This window comes from Erwinia persicina NBRC 102418 (assembly GCF_001571305.1).
Taxonomy (GTDB): Bacteria; Pseudomonadota; Gammaproteobacteria; order Enterobacterales; family Enterobacteriaceae; genus Erwinia; species Erwinia persicina.
This window is the reverse complement of record NZ_BCTN01000007.1, coordinates 147,211-165,552: the sequence shown is the minus strand read 5'-3', so window position 1 is coordinate 165,552 and position 18,342 is coordinate 147,211. Positions and strand designations below refer to the sequence as shown.

Here is an 18,342-nt window from a genome sequence, read left to right as displayed (position 1 = left end):
TGACTGACAACAGAGAGCAGTTGCAATGGATAAATTTCGTGTACAGGGTCCGACCCGACTGAGTGGTGAAGTCACAATCTCCGGCGCTAAAAATGCCGCATTGCCGATCCTGTTCGCTGCTTTGCTGGCTGAAGAGCCGGTAGAGATTCAGAATGTCCCGAAACTGAAAGACATCGATACCACCATGAAACTGCTCAGTCAGTTGGGTGTGAAAGCGGAACGCAATGGTTCCGTGCATCTGGATGCCAGTGACGTCAATATTTTCTGTGCGCCTTATGACCTGGTGAAAACCATGCGGGCTTCTATCTGGGCTCTGGGGCCGCTGGTGGCACGTTTTGGTCAGGGACAGGTATCACTGCCTGGTGGTTGTGCGATCGGTGCCCGTCCGGTCGATCTGCATATTACCGGTCTGGAACAGCTTGGCGCAGAGATTAAGCTGGAAGAGGGCTATGTGAAGGCCTCCGTCGATGGCCGCCTGAAAGGGGCACATATCGTGATGGATAAGGTCAGCGTTGGCGCGACGGTGACCATCATGAGTGCCGCGACGCTGGCAACCGGTACCACGATTATTGAGAACGCCGCGCGTGAGCCGGAAATCGTCGATACCGCCAACTTCCTCAACACCCTGGGAGCCAAAATCACTGGCGCAGGCAGCGATCGCATTACCATTGAGGGCGTAGAGCGCCTGGGCGGTGGTGTCTATCGCGTGTTGCCTGACCGCATTGAAACCGGTACGTTCCTGGTGGCCGCTGCCATTTCCGGCGGCAAGGTTGTCTGCCGTGCGGCCCAGCCAGATACACTGGATGCGGTACTGGCCAAACTGCGCGAAGCGGGCGCCGAAATCGAAGTGGGCAGCGACTGGATCAGTCTGGACATGCACGGTAAACGGCCTAAAGCGGTTAACCTGCGCACGGCACCTCATCCTGGCTTCCCCACCGATATGCAGGCGCAGTTCAGCCTGTTGAATCTGGTGGCGGAAGGGACGGGAGTGATCACGGAAACCATCTTCGAAAACCGATTCATGCATGTACCTGAACTGGTTCGCATGGGCGCTCACGGTGAGATTGAAAGCAACACGCTGATTTGCCATGGCGTAGAGAAACTGTCCGGTGCCCAGGTGATGGCGACCGATCTCCGTGCCTCAGCCAGTCTGGTGCTGGCAGGTTGTATTGCGGAAGGCACGACCGTGGTCGACCGTATTTACCATATTGACCGGGGATATGAGCATATCGAAGACAAGCTGATTGCTCTCGGGGCTAATATTCAGCGCGTCAGCGGCGAAGAGTAACTTTTTCTGCCATGAAACGAGGGCCGGTAGCGAATACCGGCCCTTTTTTTATCCCCGCATCAGTTTTTTACGATCGATAAGTTGGTGCGTTACCGGGTCGTAATAGCGGCTGGGCCAGATCTCTGCGGGGTGTACGTTCAGCGCATCAGCGATTATCCATTCCCCTTTCGGCCACGGACGACACAGCGTATTCGCGAGCGTTGAAGAGCTTAAGCCCGCCAGTCGCGACTGAGCCGCCAGGGTGGTGCCTTTTTTGCGTAGCGCGGCGATGATATCGGCAGGATGCCAGTCTTGTGGGGTTTGTTTCATGTGCTTATCCTCCATGTGCACTTTTCTCAGACGGTGGCAGCATGTTGCCAGTGCCAGCCTGTTGTCGGTATTTCCTGGTAAACCGACGGGTTATAATTTGCTATAACAGGATTTTTTTAGCAAGTGCTTTCCATTAAGTTCCAGTTAATTTTGAATGTAAGATGCTTTTTTGCGTAACGCTACGCAAAACAGGGAGCTCTTTAACAAGATGATTTCAGCCAGACGGGGGAGAGAGACGATTTCTGGACAGGCCAGGACAGATAAAAAAAGGAAAGCGCGGCCTGCCGCACTTTCCTCATTGTATCAGTGGTTAAAACTCGCGCTGAACGGACATATGTGCAATCGCTTCGAGCGCACTGCGCCACGGTGATTCAGGCAGGATTTTTAGCGCGGCAATGGCTTTATCCGCCTCCTGCTCTGCCGCACTCCGCGTCCATTCCAGTGAGCCACACTGGCGCATCGCTTCCAGAACGGGTTCCAGTAAATGACGACCGTTACCGTCTTCGATAGCAGAACGGATCAGGCTGGCCTGTTCCGGCGTTCCGTTACGCATGGCGTGAAGCAGAGGCAGGGTCGGTTTCCCTTCACTCAGGTCATCACCGACATTTTTACCCAGCGTTTTGCCATCGGCGCTGTAATCCAGCAGATCGTCAATAAGCTGGAATGCTGTGCCAATGAAACGGCCGTAATCCTGCAATGCCTGCTCCTGAGCTTCGCTGGCACCCGCCAGAATGGCAGATGACTGCGCTGCCGCTTCGAACAGACGTGCGGTTTTGCTGTAAATGACCCGCATGTAGCTCTCTTCCGTGATATCCGGGTCGTTGCAGTTCATCAACTGCAGAACTTCGCCTTCTGCAATCACGTTGACCGCTTCCGACATCAGTGCCAGCACTCTCAGCGAGCCGAGGCTGGTCATCATCTGGAAGGCGCGCGTGTAGATAAAGTCACCAACCAGCACGCTGGCAGCGTTGCCAAAAGCCGCGTTAGCGGTGGCTTTACCGCGACGCATATCTGACTCGTCCACGACGTCATCGTGCAGGAGCGTCGCGGTGTGAATAAATTCAATCAGTGCCGCGACCGTGATGTGCTGTTTACCGTCATAATTATTGATGGCGCGGGCTGCAAGCACCGCGATCATCGGACGAATGCGCTTACCTCCGCCGCTGATAATGTAATAGCCCAGCTGATTGATGAGGGATACATCCGAGTTCAGCTGGTCGAGTATTGTCGCATTGACGTCCGCCATATCTTGCGCGGTGAGTTCGTTTATCTGTTCTAAGTTCATCAGTCTGTTCAGCTATCGCTCAGTTCGCTGCTATGATAAGCGCCTTTACCCGTGCCGTTGGCATGAAATGTATGACAGATTGTACTGCAAAAACGCGGCGGTGAAACGCCCCCATTCATGTTGCGTTTTTTTTCTGCAATACAGCGCAACAGACACTTGTCTTTACCGAGGAAGTTGCGTAGAATTCGCGCCCTATTGTGAATATTTATAGCGCAGCCTGAAATCAAAGAAGGCAAGCGCGAGAGCGGAGTTTATATGTACGCTGTTTTCCAAAGTGGTGGTAAACAACACCGAGTAAGCGAAGGCCAGACCATTCGCCTGGAAAAGCTGGACATCGCAACCGGCGAAGTCGTTGAATTCGACCAGGTTCTGATGATTGCCAATGGCGAAGACGTTCAAATCGGCGCGCCTTTAGTTTCAGGCGGCGTGATCAAAGCGGAAATCGTAGCTCACGGTCGTGGCGACAAAATCAAGATTGTTAAGTTCCGTCGCCGTAAGCATTACCGTAAGCAGCAGGGTCACCGTCAGTGGTTCACTGATGTGAAGATCACTGGCATCAGCGCATAACAGGAGATCTGAAAAATGGCACATAAGAAAGCTGGTGGCTCGACCCGTAACGGTCGCGACTCCAATGCAAAACGTCTGGGCGTAAAACGTTTCGGCGGCGAATCTGTACTGGCTGGTAGCATCATCGTTCGTCAGCGTGGCACTAAATTCCACGCGGGCACCAACGTAGGCTGCGGTCGTGACCACACCCTGTTTGCTACTGCAAACGGCAAGGTCCAATTCGAAGTTAAAGGCCCGAACAACCGTAAGTACATCAGCATCGTTGCTGAGTAATTAGGTTTTCGTGCCGCGGAACGGCTTTCACGTCGTTCACTGCTGCGAAAAGAGAAGCCCCGCACTAGACTGCGGGGCTTTTTACATTCTGTCAGGGAACACCGATGTCAGCGATCAAACAGCAGGCAGGAATGGGCATTGCGCTTGCGCTGGTGACCGCTATGAGCTGGGGTTCATTACCGATTGCCATGAAAGTGGTGCTGCAGGTAATGGATCCGTTCACCGTCGTGTTCTACCGCTTTTCCTTTGCTGCTTTAGGCCTGGGCACGATCCTGGCGCTGAAGCGACAGCTGCCGCCGCGTGATTTTTTTCGACATCCGCGCTGGCTGGTGTGGATTGTCGTTGCCACCGCCGGACTGGTGGGTAACTTCGTGTTGTTTGGCTCTTCGTTGCAGTATCTCAGCCCTACAGCCTCACAGGTGATCGCCCAACTGGCTCCGCCAGGCATGATGCTGGCCAGCGTCTTTATCCTGAAAGAGAAGATGCGGGGCAGCCAGGTGATTGGCGTAGCCATGCTACTCTGCGGACTGGTAATGTTTTTTAATACCAGCCTGGTAGAAATCTTTACCCGCCTGACCGATTACACCTGGGGTGTGATCCTCGGCATCAGTGCGGCGCTGGTCTGGGTCATCTATGGTGTGACGCAAAAAATATTACTGCGTCGACTGGGCTCGCAGCAGATCCTGTTTTTGCTGTACACTTTATGTGCAGTGACGTTATTGCCTTTGGCTCATCTTGAACTGATAGGGCAATTAGATAGCTGGCAACTGGGCTGTCTGATTTTTTGTGTGCTCAATACCCTCGTGGGATATGGCGCACTGGCGGAAGCCTACGCACGCTGGCAGGCGGCGCAGGTCAGCGCAATTGTGACGCTGACGCCACTGTTTACTCTGCTGTTTTCAGAATTTTTATCGCTTGGCTGGCCCGACTTTTTTGCGATTCCGCAGCTCAATACCTTAGGGTTTGTCGGCGCAATTGTTGTGGTGTCAGGCGCCATGTTTTCCGCAATTGGTCATCGCTTATGGCCACGGCGGAGCAATCCCGTACCGGTGCCATCTGCATCGGGCCACGGGCGTATGAGTGACGGAGAAGTAAAATGAAGTTTGTTGATGAAGCGACGATTCTGGTAGTGGCTGGCGATGGCGGCAATGGCTGCGTGAGCTTCCGTCGTGAGAAATATATTCCGCGCGGTGGCCCGGACGGCGGTGATGGTGGTGATGGCGGCGATGTCTATATGCAGGCCGATGAAAACCTCAATACCCTGATCGATTACCGCTTTGAAAAATCCTTCCGTGCGGAACGCGGGCAGAACGGTCAGAGCCGTGACTGTACCGGTAAGCGTGGTGTCGATATCGTGGTCAAGGTGCCTGTCGGAACCCGTATTATTGACCAGGGCACCGGTGAAACCCTTGGCGATATGACGCACCATCAGCAAAAGATGATGGTCGCAAAAGGCGGCTGGCACGGTCTGGGTAACACCCGTTTCAAGTCATCCGTAAACCGTACCCCTCGCCAGAAAACCATGGGTACGCCGGGCGAAAAGCGCGATCTGCAGCTGGAGCTGATGCTGCTGGCCGATGTCGGTATGCTCGGTCTTCCCAACGCGGGTAAATCGACCTTTATCCGTGCGGTTTCCGCGGCCAAGCCAAAAGTGGCTGACTATCCGTTTACTACCCTGGTGCCAAGCCTTGGCGTAGTGCGTATGGACAGCGAGCAGAGCTTCGTCGTGGCCGATATTCCAGGGTTGATTGAAGGCGCTTCGGACGGTGCCGGTCTGGGGATCCGTTTCCTGAAGCACCTTGAGCGTTGCCGCGTGCTGCTGCACACCATTGACCTTGCTCCGATTGATGAAAGCGATCCGATTGAGAACGCGCGCATTATCCTGGGTGAACTGGAAAAATACAGCGATAAGCTGTTCCAGAAGCCACGCTGGCTGGTATTTAACAAGGTTGATCTGCTGGATCAGGAAGAAGCGGAAGCGCGGGCTAAAGCGATTGCTGATGCTTTAGGCTGGACGGAGAAATATTATCTGATCTCGGCGGCTAACCGCTCTGGCGTTAACGCGCTGTGCTGGGATCTGATGTCCTTTATCAATGCCAACCCGAAAGAAGCCGAACTGGAAGCGAAACAGCCAGAGAAAGTGGAATTCATGTGGGATGACTATCACCGTCAGCAACTGGAAGAGACACAGCCTGAAGTTGAAGACGAAGATGATGACTGGGATGACGACTGGGACGAAGACGACGAAGAAGGTGTCGAAACGGTCTATCAGCGTTAATCGACGCGAAAAAACGGGACGCCTCTGGCGTCCCGTTTTACTTTTCGGCGTACAGAATCAGCCAATGATGGCGGTGGTGAGCCGGGCCATACAGCATAGCTGATCCTGACCGTTAACGATCTCAATTTGCCACACCTGATTCAGGCTGCCGCGATGCAGCGCGCGACAGATACCGCGAACCGTTCCGCTGTAAACCGCGCGCAGATGGCTGGCACTGACTTCAATCCCGACTACGTTCTGTCCCGGTTGCGAACAGAGCCATCCCGCCATGGATCCCAGCGATTCTGCCAGCGCGACAGAAGCACCACCGTGCAGCAGTCCAAAAGGCTGCTGTGTCCGGGCATCCATCGGCATGGTGGCTTCAAGCCAGTCCGCTTCCAGGCGGGTAAAGACCATTCCCAGACCAGCAATAAGAGTACCTTCAGCCATCTTATTCAGTTCTGCCAGGCTGCTTTGCCGTTTCCACATATCAGGCACCGAGGGTCGCTCCGCCATCGACGACAATATCCTGCATCACGATATGGCTGGCGCTGTCCGATGCGAGGAACAGCACCGTACTGGCAATCTCCTGTGGCTGAGCGATTTTCTGCAACGGAATGCCCAGTTTGTACTGATCGGGGTAGCCTGCAATCATCTGCTGTTCGTCTTCCGGCTTATGCCACAGGCTTCGCTGCATCGCGGTGTCTGTTGAACCCGGTGATACGATATTACAACGTACGCCAAACGGGGCCATTTCCAGCCCGACGGTGAGGCAAAGGCTGCGCAGAGCGGCCTTCGACGCACCATAGGCTGACATTCCAATACGCGGGGCATGGGCAGCATTTGAAGCGATGGTAACAATCGCCCCGGCACGCTGCTGACGGAACAGCGGCAGCGTTTGCTGGAACAGGTTAAACGCACCGCCAGCGTTGACTGCCAGGCACGCCTGCCAGTCTTCCACCGTCAGTTCATCGGTCGCGCCGGTGCGTAAAATTCCGGCGGCATTCACCAGCACATCCAGGTGCGGCGTTTCAACCAGCAGACGCTGACAGACCTCTTTTACCTTGCCGGCATCGGCAACGTCGACAATGGCGCAGCGGAACGGGTAATCGCCCTGCGTAAACTGCCGATCCAAACCCACTACGGAGGCACCCGCAGCAACAAACGCCAGCGCAGTATGATAGCCAATACCCTGACCTGCACCGGTCACCCACACCTGTCTTCCGCTGAAATCAAAGCCACATGACATTACGCGCTCTCCCGTGAAAGCAGTGCCCACCAGCCGTCAATACTGGGGTTCTTTGCCAGCGCGATAAAGTCGATATCGCTGTGCGCCTGGCGCCAGCGGGCGGCCAAAGCCATCATGCGTACGGAGTCCAGTCCGTAGTCCACCAGGTTCTCACTGTCTTCGATGTCTTCACTGTCATCATCCAGCAGCGGTATCACCACAGCGCGTAACTGTGCTTTGCTTTGTGGCAGTGGCAGCAGGGTTTCTGTCATGACGACGCGGCCGCTGCGGCCAGCGGTGTAGGTCAGCGACATCATGTGCTCTTCGCGGCTAAAGTCAGCCAGGGCATCGGCCACCATAAATGGCTTGATGTTGCGCATAAACGCATCCGTAGCGGTAGTGAGACAGCCGATATGTGCATACACACCGCAAATAATCAGCTGATCGCGTCCGCTTTCATGGAGGATCGACTCCAGGGGGGAGCGATGGAACGCGCTGTAGCGCCATTTGACCAGCACCTGGTCATCGTTGTCCGGTGCCAGGGCTGCTACCACTTTCTGCTGTTCAGGATGTCTGTTCAGTCCCGGTCCCCACATATCATTCAGCAGAGCGCGATCTTCGGCACTTTGTTCGTTCGGCTGTGCGGTGTAGAAAACCGGGATCCCCTGAGATTTGCAGTATTCACGCAGACGGGCGATGTTGGCCACCACCTGCTCGATCAGAGGGCTGCCTTCGCCCCAGAAATTGAGGAAATATTCCTGCATATCGTGGATCAACAGTGCGGCGCGCGCTGGCTCAAATGCCCAGTTAACCTTGTTAGTCGGCAGTTCGGCTGCGGTTGGCAGCGCGTAAGAATGTAGCGTTGGGATCGCCATGATGTCTCTCCTGAAAAGTTATCCGTTTTGCTGAGTGGCCAGCTGCTGGCGCAGGCGTTTTTTGTCGACTTTCCCCACCGGGGTCAGTGGCAATGCCTCTACGCATTCAATACGATCCGGCAGTTTAAATTCGGCCACGCCCAGCTCGCGCAGGTGACGCCGGAGTACCACCGGCTTGAGCACACGACGTGCGACAATGAAGGCACAGCTTTTTTCGCCCATCAGACTGTCCTCCATTGACACCAGGGCCGCATGGATCACATCTTCGTGGCGCAGCAGCAGGTTTTCGACCTCCTCCGCGGCGATCTTCTCGCCCCCCCGGTTGATCTGATCTTTCTCACGGCCCTGCACGGTTATGTAGCCATCTTCGGCGATAGCAATCAGATCGCCGGAGCAGTAGAAGCCCTGCGAATCAAAACTGGCGGCATTATGTTCCGGGCTGTTGTAGTAACCCCGGAAGGTATAGGGACCGCGCGTCATCAGACGGCCGGTTACCCCTGGGGGCAGCGGGTGCCCCTGTTCATCGGCAACCCAGACTTCGTCATCGTCAGAAATGGGGCGGCCCTGTGTGGTGAGAATATGCGACATGTCATCATCAAGGCGGGTGTAGTTGACCAGACCTTCCGCCATACCAAAGACCTGCTGCAGCTGGCAGCCGATGTCCGTCTGAATGCGTGCCGCCAGCGATTCGCTGAGTCTTGCCCCGCCTACCTGTAGCAGGGTGAGTGAGGCCAGCGCCTGGTTACTGCCCCACTCCTGAATCGCCTGTAACCACAGGCTGACGGCCGGTGGCACCAGCGCGGCGACGTTGACCTGATGCTGTTCAATCAGCGGAAAGCAGAGGCTGGCGCTGGGATCGTTCGCCATCACCACGCAGCCGCCAGCGTAAAACACGCCGAGGGAGCCTGGTGAACTCAGGGCATAGTTGTGCGCAGCGGGCAGGGCATTCAGATAACGCGTCTGTTCGCTGAACTGACAAATTTCGACGCTGCCCCGGATGCTGTAGTAATAATCATTGTGGGTCCGCGGGATCAGCTTCGGTGTGCCGGTGCTGCCACCAGACAGCTGGAAGAAGGCAACCTCATCGGCGGCAGACGGGCGGGCAACAACGTCGCCGTTATCCTCGTCCATCATGGCTGACAGTGACAGCGCAGCACTGTTGTCATTGTGCATCGCCACCACCTTCAGTGCCGGAATGTCCTGCTGAAGCTGAGTGAGATACTCATCGCTGGCAAACAGGCTGTGCTGCCGGTCGGCAATCAACAGCGCGGGCTGGATCTGCAGCGCATAGGCGCTCAGTTCATTGCGCTGATGGCTGAACAGCGCATTCACCGGGGCGACACCTATTTTCAACAGAGCGAAAAACGTTATGTAAAACTCGGCAACATTACCCAGTTGTACCAGGGCCGTGTCACCGCACTTCAAACCCCGGCGTGATAACGAGGCGGCCAGACGATCTGACTGCTGCGCCAGATCCTGATAACGCAAGCGGCGTGCGCCATCAATAACAGCAATGGCGCTGCTGCCGGCATGGCGTTGCAGGATGTCCGTGAGCGGCAGATCCAGCCAGTAGCCTTTAGCACGATATCGGGCGGCCAGATCGTCCGGCCAGCGGGTATAAGGGATTGTCATGGCAGCACTCTTTAGTTAAGGCCAAATGCCCGTAGCATGGTGTTCAGTTTGACGCCGGTTTCCCGCCATTCTGATTCCGGGCAGGAGGCGGGCACAATGCCGGCACCGGCAAACAGGCGAACGCGATTGCCGTTGACCTTCCCGCAGCGGATGGTGACGACCCATTCGCCGTTACCCTGTTCATCGCACCAGCCGACAATGCCGCCAAACAGGCCGCGATTGAACGGTTCCAGTTCGGAAATCAGCTGCTGTGCAGTGGCATGAGGGAAGCCGCTCAGGGCCGGCGTCGGATGCAGCAGGCAGGCCAGCGAAAGGGCGGTATCGGTTTGATTGCCCGCTTCGCCTTCAATCGGCGTGCCCAGATGCCAGAGCGTTGAGGTTGTCATTAGCTCAGGAGTTGAGGGCACGGTGAGGCGTGCGCTGCGCGGCTGTAAGACATCACGCATCGCGTCTGTCACCAGCTTATGCTCGTAACGATCCTTAACCGAGGCCATCAGCTGCTCGCCGGCAAGGCGATCTTTCTGCGGATCGCTGTCGCGACGAGCAGAACCGGCCAGAGGATGGGTGTAATAGCGTTTGTCGTGCTTACGCAACAGCAGTTCCGGGCTGGCACCAAGCAGAGAGCCGCCTTCTGGCAGAGGAACATGAAAGTTATAGCTACCCGGGTTCTGCGTCATCAGCCGGGTCATCAGGTTGGCAATGTCCACTTTCTCAGCGGTAACGATGTCCATCAGTCGTGACAGCACGACCTTATCCAGCTTCCGTGCGCCGGTGGCAGCGACGGCCTGGCTCACCATCTGCATAAATGCCTGCTGCTCTGGCAGGGCAGTGCGGCGAACCACTTCAGGTAACTGGCTTTTTGGCGCCCCCATTTGCTGCAGGAATGCTTTGCCATCGAAGTACAGGCTGGATTCCGGGATAAACAGTGAAGAAGGTTGGCTGGGATCAAAAGGGATAGCTCCGACGACGATCGGTTTTTCAATCCCCTGGTGCTTCGCATCACGTAATCGCTGGCGGATTTCCTGCTGGAATTCACCTTCCAGCGATTCTCCTCCCAGGGCGGGGGCAGTGACGGTCGTAAAGCAGCCCTGCGCGACCAGACTGCGCCAGGGAGACATAAAGAAAAAGCTACTGGCGGCGGCCTGCGAGGCAAACTGTAGCGTACTGTGTGACGTTAACGATTCCATCGTGCATCCTCATTTAAATGATAAACGTAGTAAGAACCATTATCATTTGCTTTCAGCTGCAGTAAGCTACGTCGATTATCTGAGAGTGTCAATAAAGGTAAATTAATTTAGTTAGCGTAAGGAATTTTTTACACACACAGCGTTAAGTACCGCTATGCGTGAAATTGGCAGTGAAATAGCCGCCGTCACGATCCCCTATGAAAGGTAAGCATTACTGATTAAATTAGCGGCGGTGTTCGCAGGGGGGAGGGTTAATCGAGGTGAGCGGGCAGCCAGCAGCCAGCATCAAGGCCACTGCGATCGCTGCGGTTAGTCAGGCTGAGGTGGCCATGATGAATTTGAACAATACGCTGGACGATATTCAGCCCCAGCCCACTGCCACCATAGCGCTGGTCCATCCGGCGAAAAGCCTTGATCGCCTCATTTACGGCACCGGCATCAATCCCTGTGCCCTCATCACGGACGGTGGCCCGGCTGCCGGTATCATGATCTTCAAGCAGTAGCGTCACCGTGCTGCCCTCAGGGCTGTAGCGTGAGGCATTCTCCAGCAGATTACGCAGCATCAGCCTGAGGAGTACCGCATCGCCCTGTACCGTGCGCGTGGTGGTTGTGATGACTCTGAGTGTCTGCTGTCGCAGAGCCAGCAGTTCATCCATTTCCTGGCGCAGGGGATCGACGATCTGGTGCCAGTTCAGCGTCAGATAGTGACCACTGGCCAGCGCCTGGCCCGCACGGGACAGCATCAGCAGTTGTTCAATCACGTGCATCAGCTGATCGATGCGTTCAACCAGCATCGGTCCCTGTTTAACCCCCTCCTGCTCCAACAGTTCCAAGTGCAGGCGTAATCCTGCCAGCGGCGTTCTCAGTTCGTGAGCCGCATCGGCGGTAAACAGGCGCTCCTGCTGTAAGGTATGATCAAGACGGCCCAGAAGCTGATTAAGAGCCCCGGTGACGGCGACGATTTCATCCATCTCAGAATGTAATGGCAGGGGAGAAAGATTGTCAGCAGACCGCGCGACCAGACTTTTTTGCAGCGAACGCAGCGGACGGATTATCCAGCTGATGGCCCAGAAAGAGAGTAACAGCGTAAAGCAGACCATCACCAGTGATGGCAGCAGCAGCGAGGCAATGGCTTCACGGATCTCATTTTCAACATGATCATTACGCGCGTGGGCAGAAAGCGTCTCATTGACCAGGAAGCTGATCTGTTCGCGGCTTTCGTGCCAGAGCCAGAACGCACTCATCAGTTGACAGCTGAGAAGGATCAGCGCCAGCATCATCAGTAAACGCCGACGCATACTGTTCATTCGCGCTCTTCCAGCCGGTAACCGACGCCGCGCACTGTTTTGATACGATCTTTCCCTAATTTACGACGCAGGTTGTGAATATGCACTTCAAGCGTATTGGAACCGTTGTCATCCTGCCAGCTGTAAAGATCCTGCTGAAGCGTTTCCCGGTGCACAGTTTGCCCGATGCGCATCAGCAGACGTGTCAGCAGGGAAAACTCTTTCGGTGTGACCTCAACAGGGTGGCCGTCAACCATCACCTGTTGAGAAGAGAGGTTGAGGGCAATATCACCATGCTGTAACAGATTATCGCTTCTTCCCTGATAGCGTCGGATCAGCGCGCGGGCACGGGCCTTCAACTCCACAAGGGCAAAAGGTTTTATCAGGTAGTCATCAGCCCCCGCATCGAGGCCGTCCACGCGGTCGGACAGGGCATCACGCGCCGTCAGGATCAGAACGGGCAGGTCAACATGCTCTTTGCGCCACTGGCGCAGCAGGTCGGTACCATCGCGGTCCGGCAGACCGAGATCCAGCACGATCAGACTGTACTGACCGCTCTGTATATACGCCACGGCCTGAGCGGCGTTAACAGCGCAATCCACGGCGTAACCCTCACCCGTTAGAGCAAGGGTTAATCCCTGTTGCAGCAGCATATCGTCTTCAACGATCAGTATTTTCATCGGCTCAGTTATTCTGATAAACGTCTTTGTACAGACGGCTTTCGAAGCGGACAAGCGGAATACGGCGCTGGCGCTGATCCTCCGGTGGCACAGCATAACCGGAAAGGAACTGCACAAACGCCACGCGCTGACCGCTGGCTGTCGTCATAAAGCCGGCGAGGTTATAAACCCCCTGCAGAGAGCCTGTTTTTGCCGACACTTTGCCATCAACGCCTGCTTCGTGCAGGCCGCCGCGATAGCGTAATGTCCCGTCATAACCCGCCAGCGGCAGCATGGAAATGTAATTCAGCTGTGCATCATTCTGTGCGATATATTGCAGCACCTGCATCATGGTTGCAGGTGAGATCAAATCGTGGCGTGACAGGCCCGACCCATCAACCTGGATACTGTTACCCAGATCGATATTCGCCTTCTGCCGCAGGATCTGACGCACGGCATCCGATCCGGCACGCCACGTTCCCGGCACGCCGAAGCGTTCATGGCCAATGGTGCGGAAAACGGTATCTGCGATCATGTTGTCGGACTTCTTCAGCATGATCTTCAGCAGATCGTGCAGCGGCGCGGACTGTGCTTCTGCCAGTACGGTTCCGGGTTGCGTGGCCAGGGTCTGTCGAACCAGATGACCTGTGTAATCAATCCCGGCCGTTTGCAGCTCCGCTTTCAGGATCGCACCGGCATAGCTGGCCCCATCCTGAATGGCAAAGGCCAGCGGTAACGGTTCGGCACGCTGGGTCAGGCAGCCGGTAAGCGTAAAGCGATTCAACTCACCCGGCACCACATCAAGCTCACAGTACTGTGCATCCGGAGAACCCTTAGCCAGCGTGCGAACTTCGCTGAACATATTGACCGGATACCAGGACGCTACACGAATAAAGGCTTTATCGCCTGGATTCGGTGCGCTGTACAGGGAAACGGAAAAACAGTTACGATCAACAATAGCGGCCCCCGGTGGGGCGCTGAAGCATTGTGTCATGTCATTCCACGGCCAGCCCGGCGCTTTATCGTGGCTGGCAAAGACCGACGTATCAATCACCAGATTGCCATCAATATGCTCAACGCCCTGTTTTTTCAACGCGTTGACCATATTTCGCAGATCCTGCCTGGTCAACGTGGGATCGCCGCCAAATCGTGCGACCAGGTCACCGCGCAGCGTATTGCCGCTGAGGCTGCCTTTGGTTTCCAGCTGCGTATGGAAACGGTAATCCGGCCCAAGCTGTAACAGGGCTGCGAGCGCGGTGATCACCTTCATGGTACTGGCCGGTAAGGCCATCTGTTGGCTGTGATAGTCGATCGATGGCGTGGTAGCGCCAATTTTCTGCACAACCAGTGCAAGGTTCGCGCCATCGGGAAGATATTGAGTATAGTCTTCCACAGGCGCAGCCTGCGCTTGCAGCATAAATGCGCAGGTAAAGCCGGTGACAATTCGTGAAAATCGCATAATCTCGCGGTAACTGACAGGTGATGCTGTCATACTACGGTGCATTGTGGTGGAAAGTAAACGATGACCCCCAGTGAACTCTGGGGTAAAATACGTATCAAATTGCAAAATCGATCCTGGCCTGGAGCTCGCTCCGGGTCAGGCTTCTTTCGTTTCAAATCAGTAGTAAGCGCCGCAGGACGCCTTTCTGCACGCCACCCGTCAGGATGACGACACTTTGAACAGGAAAGATTTTAAGAGGTATTGAGATGAACCAGATTCCGATGACGTTAAGGGGCGCGGAAAAACTGCGCGAAGAGCTCGAAGAGCTGAAAACCGTTAAACGCCCCAGAATTATTGCCTCAATTGCTGATGCACGTGAACACGGTGATTTGAAAGAAAATGCCGAATATCACGCAGCACGCGAAGAGCAGGGGTTCTGTGAAGGCCGTATTCAGGAAATCGAGGCTAAGCTGTCTAATGCCCAGGTGATCGATGTCACCAAGATGGCAGGCAATGCTAATGGCCGCGTTATTTTCGGTGCCACCGTGACCGTGCTGAATGTCGATACAGATGAAGAGTCAACCTACCGTATCGTGGGGGATGACGAAGCCAACTTTAAACAGAATCTGATTTCTGTAAATTCGCCGATGGCGCGTGGCCTGGTGGGTAAAGTGGCGGATGACGTGGCCATTATTAAAACCCCCGGTGGCGACGTGGAATATGAAATCATAAAAGTGGAATATCTCTGATTTCTTCCCTCACAAAATATCCGGTGTATTGCTGAATGTTTTGTAAAGATAAGAAAAAGGCCGCTGTGCGGCCTTTTATCAGAGTCAGGAGCATGGCACTTTCTCCCGTCCTGAGCTTAAGATAAGCAGATCGGTAGTCAAACCGTTCGGCTAATCAACGCGGAATGGCGATCTTGCGTTCCTTCGTTGGGCGGTACAGCACCAGCGTCTTGCCGATAACCTGCACGTTAACTGCACGTGTTTCGCGCACGATGGCCTCGACCACCAGGGCTTTCGTCTCACGATCTTCTGTGGCGATTTTTACCTTGATAAGTTCATGGTGCTCAAGGGCTTGTTCGATCTCGGCCAGCACCCCTTCGGTCAAACCATTGTTGCCCAGCATAACGACGGGCTTCAGAGGATGGGCCAGGCCTTTCAGGTGCTGTTTTTGTTTGGTACTCAGATTCATCGTATTTTTTACTTACATTGGGATTGAAAACGGGTCATTCTACCGCCATCTCTGGTGTATCACCAAATCGGCAACGCTGATTTGCGCGGTTTATTTATCGCTTACGTTGAATCATAGTTGGAAATTGTATGACTGGTAAAAAGCGTTCGGCCAGTTCCAGCCGCTGGCTACAGGAACACTTTAGCGATAAATATGTGCTTCAGGCACAGAAAAAAGGGCTGCGTTCGCGCGCCTGGTTTAAACTTGACGAAATACAGCAAGGCGACAAGCTGTTCAAGCAGGGGATGACTGTGGTTGACCTCGGCGCGGCTCCCGGCGGCTGGTCGCAATATGTTGTAACGCAGATTGGGTCAAAAGGTCGCGTCATCGCCTGTGATATCCTGCCGATGGATCCTATTGTCGGTGTCGATTTCCTTCAGGGCGACTTTCGTGATGAACTGGTGCTGAAAGCCCTGCTGGAACGCGTAGGGGATACCAAAGTTCAGGTTGTGATGTCAGATATGGCTCCCAATATGACCGGTACGCCTGCGGTGGATATTCCCCGTTCAATGTATTTATGTGAGCTCGCGTTAGAAATGTGCCGTGACGTTCTGGCACCTGGCGGCAGCTTTTTAGTGAAAGTGTTTCAGGGAGATGGCTTTGAAGAATACCTCCGGGAAATTCGCTCCCTGTTTACGAAAGTAAAAATTCGTAAGCCGGACGCTTCGCGCTCTCGATCGCGTGAAGTGTACATTGTAGCGACAGGGCGCAAACCTTAACCCGAATAACTGGAACGGCTGTCAGCACCTCAGCGGTTTCAAGTGTGAAGGATATGGAGTACCCTACGCTGTCTGTTAACACAGTTGTAATATGAGGTTAATCCCTTGAGTGACATGGCGAAAAACCTGATTCTCTGGTTAGTCATCGCAGTCGTGCTGATGTCTGTATTCCAGAGCTTTGGGCCCAGCGAGTCGAATGGCCGTCGGGTTGATTATTCAACCTTCCTGTCAGAAGTGAACCAGGATCAGGTCCGCGAGGCACGTATTAACGGGCGTGAGATTAACGTAACCAAAAAAGACAGTAATCGATACACGACCTACATTCCCGTCAACGATCCCAAGTTGCTCGATAACCTGTTGACTAAAAATGTGAAAGTAGTGGGCGAACCACCGGAAGAGCCGAGCCTGCTGGCGTCGATCTTCATCTCCTGGTTCCCAATGCTCCTACTGATTGGTGTCTGGATCTTCTTTATGCGTCAGATGCAGGGCGGCGGCGGAAAGGGCGCGATGTCCTTTGGCAAGAGCAAGGCCCGCATGTTGACCGAAGATCAAATCAAAACCACTTTTGCTGACGTTGCCGGTTGTGACGAAGCAAAAGAAGAAGTCAGCGAGCTGGTGGAATACCTGCGTGAGCCAAGCCGCTTCCAGAAACTCGGCGGTAAAATTCCGAAAGGCGTACTGATGGTCGGTCCTCCGGGTACCGGTAAGACCTTGCTGGCGAAAGCGATTGCTGGCGAAGCAAAAGTGCCTTTCTTTACCATTTCCGGTTCTGACTTCGTCGAAATGTTTGTTGGTGTGGGTGCATCCCGTGTCCGTGACATGTTTGAACAGGCTAAAAAAGCAGCGCCATGCATTATCTTCATCGATGAAATCGATGCAGTAGGCCGTCAGCGCGGTGCCGGTTTAGGCGGTGGTCACGATGAACGTGAGCAGACCCTGAACCAGATGCTGGTTGAAATGGATGGCTTCGAAGGTAATGAAGGTATCATCGTCATTGCTGCGACGAACCGTCCTGACGTTCTTGACCCGGCGCTGCTGCGTCCAGGTCGCTTTGACCGTCAGGTGGTGGTTGGCCTGCCAGATGTGCGTGGACGTGAACAGATTCTGAAAGTCCATATGCGTCGTGTGCCATTGTCTACCGATATTGAAGCCGCCATCATTGCTCGTGGTACGCCTGGCTTCTCCGGTGCTGACCTGGCTAACCTGGTCAACGAAGCTGCCCTGTTTGCTGCCCGTGGCAACAAACGTGTGGTTTCGATGGTTGAGTTTGAAAAAGCCAAAGATAAAATCATGATGGGCGCAGAACGTCGCTCCATGGTGATGACCGAAGCGCAGAAAGAATCGACTGCCTATCACGAAGCAGGCCATGCGATTATTGGTCGCCTGGTGCCAGAGCACGACCCGGTTCACAAAGTGACGATTATCCCGCGTGGACGCGCACTGGGTGTGACCTTCTTCCTGCCTGAAGGTGATGCAATCAGCGCCAGCCGTCAGAAACTGGAAAGTCAGATTTCCACGCTGTACGGTGGCCGTCTGGCAGAAGAGATTATCTACGGTGTGGAACATGTTTCTACCGGCGCGTCTAACGACATCAAAGTCGCGACATCAATTGCCCGTAACATGGTCACACAGTGGGGCTTCTCTGAGAAATTGGGTCCATTGCTGTATGCAGAAGAAGAGGGTGAAGTTTTCCTTGGTCGTTCTGTCGCAAAAGCTAAGCACATGTCTGATGAAACCGCGCGCATCATTGACCAGGAAGTGAAGTCTCTGGTTGAAGTGAACTATAAACGTGCCCGCGTGATCCTCGGAGAAAATCTGGATATCCTTCACTCGATGAAAGATGCCCTGATGAAGTATGAAACGATTGATGCACCACAGATCGACGACCTGATGGCGCGTCGTGAAGTCCGTCCGCCAGCAGGCTGGACAGATCCGGGTAGCAGCAATAATTCTGACAGCAATGGCACGCCGCAGGCGCCGCGTCCGGTCGATGAACCGAACACGCCAAACCCAGGCAATACCATGTCAGAGCAGTTAGGCGACAAGTAATTGGTTGCGCTGTAAACTGCAGTAACGATGAACCCCGGCAATGTCCGGGGT

The 18,342-nt window shown here is 54.7% G+C and carries 19 protein-coding genes; 8 read left to right on the top strand and 11 right to left on the bottom strand.

Annotation, left to right across the window (positions count from 1 at the left end; genetic code table 11):
- Positions 1-25: 25 nt before the first annotated feature.
- Positions 26-1,288 (top strand): UDP-N-acetylglucosamine 1-carboxyvinyltransferase, encoded by a 1,263-nt coding sequence (gene murA / locus EPE01S_RS09940; protein ID WP_062744473.1) that lies wholly within the window; start codon positions 26-28, stop codon positions 1,286-1,288.
- A gap of 48 nt (positions 1,289-1,336) precedes the next feature.
- Here murA and EPE01S_RS09935 read toward each other — a convergent pair whose 3' ends face one another.
- Complete coding sequence (locus EPE01S_RS09935) at positions 1,337-1,597, bottom strand: helix-turn-helix domain-containing protein (protein ID WP_062744472.1); 261 nt, start codon at positions 1,595-1,597, stop codon at positions 1,337-1,339.
- A 310-nt stretch (positions 1,598-1,907) separates the two neighbouring features.
- The gene (ispB, locus tag EPE01S_RS09930) at positions 1,908-2,882 is read right to left on the bottom strand and encodes an octaprenyl diphosphate synthase (RefSeq protein ID WP_062744471.1); all 975 of its coding nucleotides are present in this window, start codon (positions 2,880-2,882) and stop codon (positions 1,908-1,910) included.
- Between the two features lie 255 nt (positions 2,883-3,137).
- On the opposite strand from ispB, the gene rplU reads away from it, so the two are divergent.
- The 4 genes from rplU to cgtA all read left to right on the top strand — a co-directional run bounded on the left by rplU (position 3,138) and on the right by cgtA (position 6,000).
- The gene (gene rplU / locus EPE01S_RS09925) at positions 3,138-3,449 is read left to right on the top strand and encodes a 50S ribosomal protein L21 (RefSeq protein ID WP_062744470.1); all 312 of its coding nucleotides are present in this window, start codon (positions 3,138-3,140) and stop codon (positions 3,447-3,449) included.
- Positions 3,450-3,464: 15 nt separating this feature from the next.
- The gene (rpmA, locus tag EPE01S_RS09920; protein ID WP_013204035.1) at positions 3,465-3,722 is read left to right on the top strand and encodes a 50S ribosomal protein L27; all 258 of its coding nucleotides are present in this window, start codon (positions 3,465-3,467) and stop codon (positions 3,720-3,722) included.
- A gap of 113 nt (positions 3,723-3,835) precedes the next feature.
- Positions 3,836-4,822 (top strand): DMT family transporter, encoded by a 987-nt coding sequence (locus tag EPE01S_RS09915; RefSeq protein ID WP_062744540.1) that lies wholly within the window; start codon positions 3,836-3,838, stop codon positions 4,820-4,822.
- Positions 4,819-6,000 (top strand): Obg family GTPase CgtA, encoded by a 1,182-nt coding sequence (gene cgtA, locus EPE01S_RS09910; RefSeq protein ID WP_062744469.1) that lies wholly within the window; start codon positions 4,819-4,821, stop codon positions 5,998-6,000. The genes EPE01S_RS09915 and cgtA overlap by 4 nt, the downstream gene beginning before the upstream one ends.
- 57 nt (positions 6,001-6,057) lie before the next feature.
- Here the strand turns inward: cgtA and EPE01S_RS09905 are convergent, their stop codons facing one another.
- The 8 genes from EPE01S_RS09905 to dacB form a co-directional block, all read right to left on the bottom strand.
- Positions 6,058-6,468, bottom strand: a complete 411-nt coding sequence (locus EPE01S_RS09905) for a hotdog fold thioesterase (protein WP_062744539.1) — start codon at positions 6,466-6,468, stop codon at positions 6,058-6,060.
- 1 nt (position 6,469) lies between these two features.
- A complete protein-coding gene (gene dhbA / locus EPE01S_RS09900) occupies positions 6,470-7,228 on the bottom strand; it encodes a 2,3-dihydro-2,3-dihydroxybenzoate dehydrogenase (protein WP_062744468.1) in 759 nt (252 codons plus the stop codon).
- A complete protein-coding gene (locus EPE01S_RS09895; protein WP_062744467.1) occupies positions 7,228-8,082 on the bottom strand; it encodes an isochorismatase in 855 nt (284 codons plus the stop codon). The genes dhbA and EPE01S_RS09895 overlap by 1 nt, the downstream gene beginning before the upstream one ends.
- A gap of 18 nt (positions 8,083-8,100) precedes the next feature.
- On the bottom strand, positions 8,101-9,714 hold the full coding sequence (locus tag EPE01S_RS09890; protein WP_062744466.1) for a (2,3-dihydroxybenzoyl)adenylate synthase: 1,614 nt from the start codon (positions 9,712-9,714) through the stop codon (positions 8,101-8,103).
- Positions 9,715-9,725: 11 nt separating this feature from the next.
- Positions 9,726-10,901 carry an isochorismate synthase gene (locus EPE01S_RS09885; protein ID WP_062744465.1) on the bottom strand — a complete coding sequence of 392 codons (1,176 nt, stop codon included), beginning with the start codon at positions 10,899-10,901 and terminating at the stop codon, positions 9,726-9,728.
- A 251-nt stretch (positions 10,902-11,152) separates the two neighbouring features.
- On the bottom strand, positions 11,153-12,208 hold the full coding sequence (gene pmrB, locus EPE01S_RS09880; protein ID WP_062744464.1) for a two-component system sensor histidine kinase PmrB: 1,056 nt from the start codon (positions 12,206-12,208) through the stop codon (positions 11,153-11,155).
- A complete protein-coding gene (gene pmrA / locus EPE01S_RS09875; RefSeq protein ID WP_062744463.1) occupies positions 12,205-12,867 on the bottom strand; it encodes a two-component system response regulator PmrA in 663 nt (220 codons plus the stop codon). Before pmrA ends, pmrB begins: the two co-directional genes overlap by 4 nt.
- A 4-nt stretch (positions 12,868-12,871) precedes the next feature.
- Positions 12,872-14,305, bottom strand: coding sequence for a serine-type D-Ala-D-Ala carboxypeptidase (gene dacB / locus EPE01S_RS09870; protein WP_062744538.1), 1,434 nt, complete (start codon positions 14,303-14,305; stop codon positions 12,872-12,874).
- A 248-nt stretch (positions 14,306-14,553) separates the two neighbouring features.
- Between dacB and greA the strand changes: the two genes are divergently transcribed.
- Complete coding sequence (gene greA / locus EPE01S_RS09865) at positions 14,554-15,036, top strand: transcription elongation factor GreA (protein ID WP_062744462.1); 483 nt, start codon at positions 14,554-14,556, stop codon at positions 15,034-15,036.
- 154 nt (positions 15,037-15,190) lie between these two features.
- On the opposite strand, the gene yhbY is transcribed toward greA, so the two are convergent.
- Entirely contained in the window at positions 15,191-15,484 is a 294-nt protein-coding gene (gene yhbY / locus EPE01S_RS09860) for a ribosome assembly RNA-binding protein YhbY (RefSeq protein WP_062744461.1), read from the bottom strand.
- Between the two features lie 128 nt (positions 15,485-15,612).
- Here yhbY and rlmE point away from each other — a divergent pair, with 128 nt between their 5' ends.
- Positions 15,613-16,242: a 23S rRNA (uridine(2552)-2'-O)-methyltransferase RlmE gene (gene rlmE, locus EPE01S_RS09855; protein WP_062744460.1), complete on the top strand. Its 630-nt coding sequence runs from the start codon at positions 15,613-15,615 to the stop codon at positions 16,240-16,242.
- A 114-nt stretch (positions 16,243-16,356) separates the two neighbouring features.
- On the top strand, positions 16,357-18,291 hold the full coding sequence (gene ftsH / locus EPE01S_RS09850) for an ATP-dependent zinc metalloprotease FtsH (protein ID WP_062744459.1): 1,935 nt from the start codon (positions 16,357-16,359) through the stop codon (positions 18,289-18,291).
- Positions 18,292-18,342 lie beyond the last annotated feature (51 nt).

Excerpts from the sequence above, each read along its gene's own strand:
- EPE01S_RS09905 (WP_062744539.1), bottom strand. The coding sequence starts at position 6,468 with ATGTGGAAACGGCAAAGCAGCCTGGCAGAACTGAATAAGATGGCTGAA.
- pmrA (WP_062744463.1), bottom strand. The coding sequence starts at position 12,867 with ATGAAAATACTGATCGTTGAAGACGATATGCTGCTGCAACAGGGATTA.
- pmrB (WP_062744464.1), bottom strand. The coding sequence starts at position 12,208 with ATGAACAGTATGCGTCGGCGTTTACTGATGATGCTGGCGCTGATCCTT.
- EPE01S_RS09890 (WP_062744466.1), bottom strand. The coding sequence starts at position 9,714 with ATGACAATCCCTTATACCCGCTGGCCGGACGATCTGGCCGCCCGATAT.
- cgtA (WP_062744469.1), top strand. The coding sequence starts at position 4,819 with ATGAAGTTTGTTGATGAAGCGACGATTCTGGTAGTGGCTGGCGATGGC.
- rpmA (WP_013204035.1), top strand. The coding sequence starts at position 3,465 with ATGGCACATAAGAAAGCTGGTGGCTCGACCCGTAACGGTCGCGACTCC.
- EPE01S_RS09935 (WP_062744472.1), bottom strand. The coding sequence starts at position 1,597 with ATGAAACAAACCCCACAAGACTGGCATCCTGCCGATATCATCGCCGCG.
- dhbA (WP_062744468.1), bottom strand. The coding sequence starts at position 7,228 with ATGTCATGTGGCTTTGATTTCAGCGGAAGACAGGTGTGGGTGACCGGT.
- yhbY (WP_062744461.1), bottom strand. The coding sequence starts at position 15,484 with ATGAATCTGAGTACCAAACAAAAACAGCACCTGAAAGGCCTGGCCCAT.
- EPE01S_RS09885 (WP_062744465.1), bottom strand. The coding sequence starts at position 10,901 with ATGGAATCGTTAACGTCACACAGTACGCTACAGTTTGCCTCGCAGGCC.
- dacB (WP_062744538.1), bottom strand. The coding sequence starts at position 14,305 with ATGCGATTTTCACGAATTGTCACCGGCTTTACCTGCGCATTTATGCTG.
- greA (WP_062744462.1), top strand. The coding sequence starts at position 14,554 with ATGAACCAGATTCCGATGACGTTAAGGGGCGCGGAAAAACTGCGCGAA.
- ispB (WP_062744471.1), bottom strand. The coding sequence starts at position 2,882 with ATGAACTTAGAACAGATAAACGAACTCACCGCGCAAGATATGGCGGAC.
- EPE01S_RS09895 (WP_062744467.1), bottom strand. The coding sequence starts at position 8,082 with ATGGCGATCCCAACGCTACATTCTTACGCGCTGCCAACCGCAGCCGAA.
- rplU (WP_062744470.1), top strand. The coding sequence starts at position 3,138 with ATGTACGCTGTTTTCCAAAGTGGTGGTAAACAACACCGAGTAAGCGAA.
- rlmE (WP_062744460.1), top strand. The coding sequence starts at position 15,613 with ATGACTGGTAAAAAGCGTTCGGCCAGTTCCAGCCGCTGGCTACAGGAA.
- ftsH (WP_062744459.1), top strand. The coding sequence starts at position 16,357 with ATGGCGAAAAACCTGATTCTCTGGTTAGTCATCGCAGTCGTGCTGATG.
- murA (WP_062744473.1), top strand. The coding sequence starts at position 26 with ATGGATAAATTTCGTGTACAGGGTCCGACCCGACTGAGTGGTGAAGTC.